The organism is Bradyrhizobium genomosp. III, from assembly GCF_000261705.1.
GTDB classification, from domain to species: Bacteria; Pseudomonadota; Alphaproteobacteria; order Rhizobiales; family Xanthobacteraceae; genus Bradyrhizobium; species Bradyrhizobium ottawaense.
This window is the reverse complement of the sequence record NZ_AJQF01000260.1, coordinates 1-8,591: the sequence shown is the minus strand read 5'-3', so window position 1 is coordinate 8,591 and position 8,591 is coordinate 1. Positions and strand designations below refer to the sequence as shown.

8 protein-coding genes and 1 tRNA gene are annotated in these 8,591 nt (G+C 62.7%); 3 read left to right on the top strand and 6 right to left on the bottom strand.

Annotated elements, in window-relative coordinates; translation table 11 throughout:
• Positions 1 to 1,026 (top strand): TRCF domain-containing protein (locus IC66_RS0122430; RefSeq protein ID WP_038949114.1); only part of this gene is annotated, 1,026 nt, incomplete at its 5' end.
• 1,206 nt (positions 1,027 to 2,232) lie between these two features.
• Positions 2,233 to 2,901 carry a hypothetical protein gene (locus IC66_RS0122425; protein WP_038949113.1) on the top strand — a complete coding sequence of 223 codons (669 nt, stop codon included), beginning with the start codon at positions 2,233 to 2,235 and terminating at the stop codon, positions 2,899 to 2,901.
• 59 nt (positions 2,902 to 2,960) lie between these two features.
• Here the strand turns inward: IC66_RS0122425 and IC66_RS0122420 are convergent, their stop codons facing one another.
• From IC66_RS0122420 to IC66_RS0122405, 3 genes are all read right to left on the bottom strand, one after another.
• Positions 2,961 to 3,203, bottom strand: coding sequence for a hypothetical protein (locus IC66_RS0122420; RefSeq protein WP_028144537.1), 243 nt, complete (start codon positions 3,201 to 3,203; stop codon positions 2,961 to 2,963).
• 465 nt (positions 3,204 to 3,668) lie between these two features.
• Complete coding sequence (locus IC66_RS47765; protein ID WP_162832273.1) at positions 3,669 to 3,839, bottom strand: hypothetical protein; 171 nt, start codon at positions 3,837 to 3,839, stop codon at positions 3,669 to 3,671.
• Between the two features lie 156 nt (positions 3,840 to 3,995).
• Positions 3,996 to 4,190, bottom strand: coding sequence for a hypothetical protein (locus IC66_RS0122405; protein ID WP_028144539.1), 195 nt, complete (start codon positions 4,188 to 4,190; stop codon positions 3,996 to 3,998).
• Between the two features lie 373 nt (positions 4,191 to 4,563).
• Here IC66_RS0122405 and IC66_RS46365 point away from each other — a divergent pair, with 373 nt between their 5' ends.
• Positions 4,564 to 4,803: a hypothetical protein gene (locus IC66_RS46365; protein WP_131233202.1), complete on the top strand. Its 240-nt coding sequence runs from the start codon at positions 4,564 to 4,566 to the stop codon at positions 4,801 to 4,803.
• A gap of 1,421 nt (positions 4,804 to 6,224) precedes the next feature.
• Here the strand turns inward: IC66_RS46365 and IC66_RS42625 are convergent.
• From IC66_RS42625 to IC66_RS0122380, 3 genes are all read right to left on the bottom strand, one after another.
• Positions 6,225 to 6,545 carry a hypothetical protein gene (locus IC66_RS42625; protein ID WP_049806601.1) on the bottom strand — a complete coding sequence of 107 codons (321 nt, stop codon included), beginning with the start codon at positions 6,543 to 6,545 and terminating at the stop codon, positions 6,225 to 6,227.
• A gap of 83 nt (positions 6,546 to 6,628) precedes the next feature.
• Positions 6,629 to 6,704, bottom strand: a tRNA-Lys gene (locus tag IC66_RS0122385).
• Positions 6,705 to 7,023: 319 nt separating this feature from the next.
• On the bottom strand, positions 7,024 to 8,591 hold a 1,568-nt coding region (locus IC66_RS0122380; RefSeq protein ID WP_157158077.1), incomplete at its 5' end, for a glycosyltransferase.

Sequence of the window (8,591 nt, the reverse complement as noted above, 5' to 3'; positions counted from 1 at the left end):
CGCCTGCCGGTCGCGACCAGGATCGCGCCGCTGTCGGATGCGGCGATCGCCTCCGCGCTGCTGCGTGAGCAGCGCCGCCACGGCCAGAGTTTCCTGATCTGTCCGCGCATCCAGGATCTCGATCCGATGCTGGCGCGGGTGCAGGCAGTGGCGCCGGACCTGCGCATCGTCTGCCTGCACGGGAGACTAGCGGCCGACGAGATCGACGACCGCATGATGAGCTTCGTCGAGGGCAGGGCCGACGTGCTGCTCGCGACCAACATCGTCGAGAGCGGCCTCGACATCCCCCGTGCCAACACCATCGTGGTCTGCTGGCCGGAGAAGTTCGGCCTCGCCCAGCTGCATCAGCTGCGCGGGCGCGTCGGCCGCGGCGGCATCCGCGCCTTCGCCCATCTGTTGACCGAGACGCAGTCCGGACAATCCGAGAAGCGGCTGGCGGTGCTCGAAGAGTTCAGCCGGCCCGGCGCGGGCTTTGCCATCAGCGAGCGCGACCTCGATCTGCGAGGCGCGGGCGACCTGTTCTCGGAGCAGCAATCCGGCCACGTCCAGGTGTTCGGGCCGGTGCTCTACAGCCACCTCCTGAAGATGGCCTCGGAGAAGCTCGATGAGGGGCAGGCGGTGTGGGTGCCTGACCTGAACCTGCCGGTCGCGGACATGCTGCCCGAGACCTATGTGCAGTCCGAGCCGGTGCGGCTCGAACTCTATGCGCGCGCCGCAAGATGCACGGACGAAGACGACCTCGAAGACCTCGAAGAGGAGACCTCCCGCCGCTTCGGCCCGTTGCCGAAGGTCGCGCGCGACTTCTTCGCCGCAGCCAGGCTCAGGCTGGAGTGCAAGCGCAGAGGTATCATCCGCCTCGACGTCGGGCCTGAAGCTGCGGCCGCGACGTTCCTGCCCGGACGCTTGCGGAAGTCGAAGGGAAGGTCGCTTCAACGCGACGGCGACCGCGTGGTCCATTACGCCAAGATGCAGGATGCACCATTCGAGCGGGTCGAGGAGTTGTTCGAGGTCCTGGACGAGGGGTGAGGGGCTCGCGCGTTCGTCAGCGCGAACAACTGCGAATTCGTAGCGGAATCCCTGTTCCACCCTTATAGTCAGTTGGGGCGTGGCGAAGGAGATTGTCCGATGTCACATGCCATTCCTCCAATCATCGCGATTGTCGCAAGCTCGTGTCTGTTGGCCCTGGTGCAAGCAGGCGGCGCAAATGCCGGGTCGGCAGGAGCTGGCATGGGAACCGGGCCGGGTAGCGCTGGCGGCTCGGCGCCTTCTGGAATGGGGACGAGTGCGGGCAATGCAGGTCCTTCCGCACCCGCGGGGATGGGGACAAAGGACAGCGCCGCCGGCGGCGATCTGGGCACCAACAGCCAACCGACCAATCCGAACGTTCAGCCCGCCACGCCCGCAAGGTCGCGGGCGGCAGCTCAGGCCGCGAGAAATGCCGGGGCTGGTCACGCTCAAAATGGCCTGCCGATCGGCGCGATTGGGAGCGGCACGAGCAATGAGGATCAAACGGCCACTGGTTCGGCGTCCTCCCAAAACAGATTCCGGCCGGCAACACAGGCTCAGGGAAACAGCGGCGTTGGTTCGGTTGGTCTGGCAGGGAGAGGCTCGACCCTTTCAGAGCAGCGAGCCGCACGAGCTGGAGACAAGGTGCTGGATGCCAAGGCCCAGGTCGAGCGGCGAACGACTTTGTCGCGCAAACGCGCTACGAGCCCGATAGGACCAGATTTGTAATCTGCGAGCGGATGGAGGAGCTGTTCCGAGTGCTCGATGAGGGGAGAGCGCATCAAAATGCGAAAACAACCCCATGCACAGTAGCTAAGTGCTGCTGGCGCAAGGTGTTTTGAATCCGGCGGCAACGCCCGTTTGCTTTGTCGGGCAAAACGGTGGCATGATGCCATCTTCGGGAAATCCGCTAGTCAGGATGCGGACTTAGGAACGGCTGCCGTAGGGTAGGCAAAGGCGCAAAGCGCCGTGCCCACCATGCATCCAAGCCCCGGCGATCGAAGCGGTGGGCACGCTTTCGCTTTGCCGACCCTACGGCAATGTCAGCGTAGCGCCTCCTCTTCGCACGGTCCCCCGTAGTCGGCCGGGGGCGGCGTGCTCGGCCGCTAACGTGGAATTAATCGGAAATGCTCACAATTTTAGACAGTTGTGTAAGGGTGCTGCGTACAAGGGGTCGTCGCGAGGACGGTCCAGGGGCGGTTTCCTGTTGCTCGCTCACTGGGGTCAATGCAAATGACCACGACCTTCGAAATGCAAAGCTTCGCCGAGGAACTCGACGCTGCAGCACTTGCAGCCGCCGCAGCAGCGGACGAACCCGAAATCTCCGAAGCTCCAGCCCTGATCAAACGGTCCAGCCGGAAATCGGTCCTGGCCCTGTCGGTCTGTGCCCTGGCCATCAACGGCGCGGCGGCGATCTACACATCGCCTTCCGATTTTAGTTCGCTGAATGTCGGCAGGCTGGCTGAGCTGCTTCCGCGTTTGGAGGCGTCCGAACCAAAGCCGGATCCCGTTATCGCTGCGTTGAAGGACATTCAGGCGGCCCAGCGGCAACACACCGCGTTACTGCAACAGACCAATCAGGCAACGGACCAGAACTCGGTTATGCTGCAGCAGGATTCGATGGTGCTGCTGTCGCTGCGGCAGAGCATCACGGACGAGCGGGTCGACGTGAGGAAGATCTCGTCGCAGCTGTCCACGTTGATGGCGAAGATCGATGCGCTGCAAAACACGACGACGTCGGACGTCACCTCGTCCATCCGACGAGCGCATGCGCGCTACGGACTGTCCGCCGCGATGCGCAAGCGGATGGTTCGGGAAGCAAAGCCCCTGGGTCCCGTTTCGGTCGGAGGCGCCCCGCTGAGTGTGCCGGCTGCGACGGCTGCTCCGGAAAGCTGACGACCAACTTCCGGATTGACCGAGTCGAGCCGAAATTGGCCGTCAGGTCCGACAGTCCGTCACTTCGCGGCGTGGTCGATCTTGTGCTGCAGATGCCCGGTGTCGTGATCGCGACGCAACTGGCTCAGCGACGTCTCGTTCAGCTGAAGCAGGACCTCGCTGAGCTCAGTCGTATCGGGATAGCCGGCCGCAAAACCTCTTCCGTAAATCTTGCGCAACGTGCCGACCAGCGTGTTGCCGTGCTTCTTGCCGATCGCGCCATCCTTGTCGCGGTGGCGGCCATCCAGGCCGTGTTCCTTCATGGTTCGCTCCCTGTGCGGCGTCTTGAGCGCCTCGAGAGAGCCTGCTCCCAAACGAGTTGACTGGCAATGGCATGGCGCGCGGCAGTTGCGAGCTGCTTGCACCAGCGCAGGTGCCCGCGCTTCTCTCCTGCTTGTGAAGCCGCAATCGGTTGTGGTGAGCCGATCGGGCATCAGATGACAGCGGGCGATTGCTCGATTGGAGTTGCTGCGATGCGCGCTCTTATTGCCATGGGTCTGTTGCTGGCGCTGTGCACCTCCGCAAACGCCGCGCCGGTGCATCACCCCCGCGCACGCCATCCTGCGGTGGACCGGCCCCGCGCGAATGCAACTCCGCCGGCGCGCTTTGCCGTCCCTGGCTGGAGCGACGATGCAACGCTGCGCTGGCTGAACAACGCCTCGTCAAACGTCGGCCGAGGCGGATAGCCGCGGAAGCGGAGGCTGGTGATGGCTCGAATGGCGGGGCGGCTAGGCGGCCTGCTCTTCAAACGAGGTGTAGATCCGGCCGGCGGGATCAACGACCCGAACGTCCCAGCACCCGTCCTCTGTAAGCTCTTTGGCTTTCTTGAGGGCGGCGGCGAGTGACAGCCGCTTGAGACTGACGACGCCCGCCGTGTCGAAACCGTTGATTTCAAACATGCCGTTCCTCCGGTTTTGGTGAATCCTACACGTTTCCGGCGGGTTGTCAGCGGGTTTTTGGGGGCGGGCCTGGGCGAACGGCGAGCTCAGAAAATCTCGCAGCATCGGCAGGCGCAGCCTTCCGCAGGCGTGTCTTTCAATAAGCGGCGCGCCTTTCTAGGGCCGAGACGGGGCAGTCGCGGTCTTCCGCTCGAGCATGGCCATTTCAACTTGGTCAGCCAGGACCGTGAGGTGGCTTGCAAGCCGGTCGAACAATTCGCGCTTGCCTGGATCGGTTGCCAAATCGCGGATCAGGGCGCATTCGGCCGCATCTTTCCGAAGTTTCTCGATCTGGACGAGATAGTCCTTCATCGGCAATTGCTCCGTTCCCCGCAAATGGAATGGTACAGGCAATGTACGAAAGCGAACAGAAGTGATTGCCGCTTTTTCCTAGTCTACGCTTGCTTCGGCCCTTCCCAAAAGGTCCAGGCACCTCCAGCGGCCCCGGCCTCCACCCCAGAAGCCCCCACAGCCGGGGCCGTCACTGGCAATGGAGCCCGCTCGATCCCCCGTGAATCTGACCTTCTGCGCGTTCGCGATAGGGGGCGTTGAGCCTTTTGCAGCGCACGCCCGCGCCTACGGCGCGGCACTTTCAATAGGAACTGTCCCCTCGCCACCGCATTTCCGATTTGCATAGTTTTCCCGGTTGTCTCGGTCGATCTTCGAGTAGCCCAGGGGGCGTACAATGGGCACTGGTGATCACGCCGCTGTGCTGAAACAGCGTTTCGACGAGCTTGCTTCCGGGCTTTCCGAGTTAGAAAATCTGCGCTCCCGCGTGATCGCGGCTGAGCAAATGCAAAAGATGCGTAGCGCCGACCGCAAACCGGCCGCATCAATCCACCGGACTGCTAAACTCAAATCATCGTCGGCAAAATCCGATCGGCCAAAGAGGCGCCTGGCGCGGCCGCCCAGCGTCGGGCAATGACGTCGACGCCGGGCTTCCGGCAATGCCAATGCCGGCTAGACTTTGGCAACCGTCATCAGCATTCGAGCGTGGCCAAAATACTCAACTAGTGAACTACGCGGAGAAAATAGTAGCCGACGCCGCCGATGACGAGCACCGTAGGGACGGCCCAGAGTATGAATACCGGCATGTCTACCTCCTTCAGTTACCTCCGGTAGCGGGATAACTTGGCAGAGATGGTGCCGTTCCCGCCTTATAAAGGCGGGGACAATCTTCGCGTTGCACACGCGTTGCACGGCTTGAGCAGGTTGAGCTTCGAGAGATTCGGATTGGCGCGTTACGGGTGTAGCACTTGCGAAACCCATCGCTGGCAAGTCGGTCGGCCACTTCGCTGCCTTTTGAGGATTGCTCCGATAACCGATGGCGGATCGCAGCGGCGCTGATCGCAACGAGTGACGGGTTTTGCAAGAGCTCAAACCGACTTAGGCGCCGAGTGCTATGCCAGCGGAATGGTGTCGACGCGCAGACAGGGGCGGCACTGGAAAGCATGGACTGCAGGCAGATTGAGGATGGCAGGAAGCGTCGCCAAGAACGTCATCGGCCGTCCGCACTTGGAGCAGATCAGAACGGGCGGGCTGTCTTTCGCTGCGCAGACCATCGCCAAAATGCCTGAAGGGGTAGGGCACAATAGGCGGATGCTGCGGGGAGTTCATCTCGGGGCGACTACTGGGGTTTTTATCGGAATCTGGCACGCTCGTTTGCGGCGACGAGCTACCAGAGCTCTATTGCGCATGAACTAGAGCGCGAACCATGCTCGGCGTCGAAATCGCGACCGGCCGTCGTCGAATTGTACATTCCTCAGTCCGGAGACGTCGATTGCGTTTTTAGCCTCACGCCGCGCTACCTTCCGAAGTTCGCGCGCGACGAGGTCGCAGGGGGAGGTGCTTCTCAGCTCTGCTCAAGCGCAATTAGCAGGTCAGAAGTCCCCGGTCGGGTGCGCTTCTACAGCGGCAAGTACGGACCAGCGACAGAAAAGTGCGATTTTTTGAAACCCGCTGTCGCTAGACGTCAGCGCATGTCGAGATGGAACGACACTCCGCTCGGAGACCGTGTTCTCGGGCTGTGGGACTGACGCGCCAAAGCGCCCTCCGGAAGGGGATGCGGACTTTTCGCGTAGGTCTAGTGCAACACGCGGGCGGCCTCGGCGAGCCGAACCCTTTCTCTCAGCTCCTCGAGCTCCTGAAGCATTTTCAGGAGATCGGGCAGGACGTTTGCCCGCTTCAAAATTCGGGTCGTTTGTCCCATCGCTATACGCCTCCATAGCCTCCTGACGGCGAGCCACATCAAGGCGCACAGAGGCAAATTTTCCCCTGCAAGGGAATGAACAATCTTAACCAGATCAGGGTGGGATGATCGCGGAGCCTGGACAACGCGAAGCGATCCTATGCCGGGGATTGCGCGTCATCCGCGATAGGCGGACCATCGGCCTTGCCGGGCCTCATCGGCTCAGCGGTTGCCACAGCCAGCGTAGACAAAGCGCGGCTCGATATCAGACACCAGCGATCGGCGCTCAGCGCTACGTGATGGCCGCAGTGGCGGTAGACCACGACGCCCTGCAAGCCCATCTCGCGCATCTTGCCGAACATGTTCTTCACTGCTCGGCCGTCCGCGTGCCTCCGTGATGATTGCGCCCACGCGTCGAGATAACGCGCAACCGTCGCGGGTATGTCCTTAAACTCCGCAGGAATGTTCTTCATGTTCACGCGCAATCGATTCGCCAACACGGGGCCCACACAGAGCTTTTCGGTTCGGTTGGTCTTGTCGGCTAAGCTGTCGATCCGGCCTTTGGTGAGCGCGCTGGGGCTCGAACCCAGGACCCCGTGATTAAAAGTCACGTGCTCTACCGGCTGAGCTACGCGCTCCCATGGCCGCTGATGGCTTAAAGAGATCGCCATCGTGGTCGGACATTCGAGAAGCATGTCTTGCCGCTGCGCTCAAGCTGGCGTCGCGGGGAAAAACCGGCTGTTTCCGGATCATGCTTTCGGCCCGCGCTGTGTAGGGGGATGGGGCGCTGAGGTCAATAGCTTGGGTGGTTGCCGAAAGACGCGGCAGGGGCGGGGATTTGCGCGCGGTTTCCGCCGCTTAAGGCGGAAAGCTCAACCCGAATTGGCGGGCCGTCATCCACGCCGAAGACCACGTGTCTTTTAATCACGAGGTCCAAAGGCTATCGCGGAGCCTCAATCACTGGGTTTCCCGCCGCACCTCGTTCGGCACCGGCTGCGGCGTGCCGGGGGCCGGCAGCGCGACCGGACGCAGGCCGATCAGCTCGGCGGTACGGATCGCGCTGTCGCGCCAGAACTGGAACGAGTTGATGCGGCTGAGCTCGAGGATGGCGATGGCGACCGCGGCCAGGAACGGCAGGCTTTGCAGCACCAGCACGCCGGCGAAGATGTAGATTTCGGTGATCTGGCGGTAGCTGTTGGTGGCGATCAGCACGCCCGCGCCGATCAGGAGCAGGGTGCCGATCACGGCCTCCCAGAACGCCTGGAACTCGATCGACATCCGGGACAGGCCGCCCTTGGAGGTGCGGGCAAAGGCGATGTGCTCGGTGATGAGGCCCTGCGCCACCGCGCGCGAGACCGTCCATTGCACGCTCATCGCCGCGATCATGGCGCCGAGCATCTGTCCGGGCTTGATGGCGACGCGGGCGCGGTACATCGACAGGAAGTGCGCCAGCGAGACGATGAAGGCGCCGATGATCGGCAGCGTCAGGATCTTGTCGGGAATGGCGATGTCGGCGAAGGCGACGATCGGCACCCAGACGAGGTTGAGCAGCGCCACGACCACGCCGAGGCTTTCCGCGCCGAGCCAGTTCAGCCAGCCCAGGCCATATTCGCGCTTCTGGTCGGGCGTCAGCCGGCTCTTGCCGGGCAGGAAATAGCGCCAGTGCTTCTTGACGATCTGGAGGCCGCCATAGGCCCAGCGGTGACGCTGCTTCTTGAAGGCCTCGTAGGTGTCGGGCAGGAGGCCCTGGCCGTAGCGGTGATTGGTGTAGTGGGTGGTCCAGCCGAGTTCCTGGATCGCAAGGCCGAGATCTGAATCCTCGCAGATCGTGTCGGACGACCAGCCTCCGGCCATGTCCATCGCCGCGCGACGGATCAGGCACATCGTGCCGTGCACGATGATGGCGTTGGCCTCGTTGCGCTGGACCATGCCGATGTCGAAGAAGCCGGCATATTCGCCGTTCATGATGTAGTGCATGATCGACAGATCGCCGTCGCGATGCTCCTGCGGCGCCTGCACGAGGCCGACACGCGCATCGGCGAAGGCAGGCACGAGGTCCTTCAGCCAGTCGGGATCGACGGCATAGTCGGCGTCGAGGATGCCGATGATCTCGGCATCGGCGGCGGTGCGCTCCATCGCAATCCGAAGAGCGCCGGCCTTGAAGCCCTGCACCTTCTCGGCGTTGATGAACTTGAAGCGTTCACCGAGCGCGCGGCAATGGTCCTGGATCGGCTGCCAGAACGCGGGATCCGGCGTGTTGTTGATGATGACCACGCATTCGTAGTTCGGATAGTTCAGCCGCGACAGCGCATCCAGCGTCTGCTTGAGCATCTCGACCGGCTCGAAATAAGCGGGGATGTGGATCGAGACCTTTGGGCAGTAATTCTCGGGAACGTTCTCGACCGGCTTGCCCTTGCTGAGCAGCCGCTGCGGCGACCGGCCGAAGGCGACGGCTGCGATCTCGTCGATGCGCGCCATCGCAATGAGGACGAGGGGCACAAGCAGGATCATGCCGAGCGTGAGCG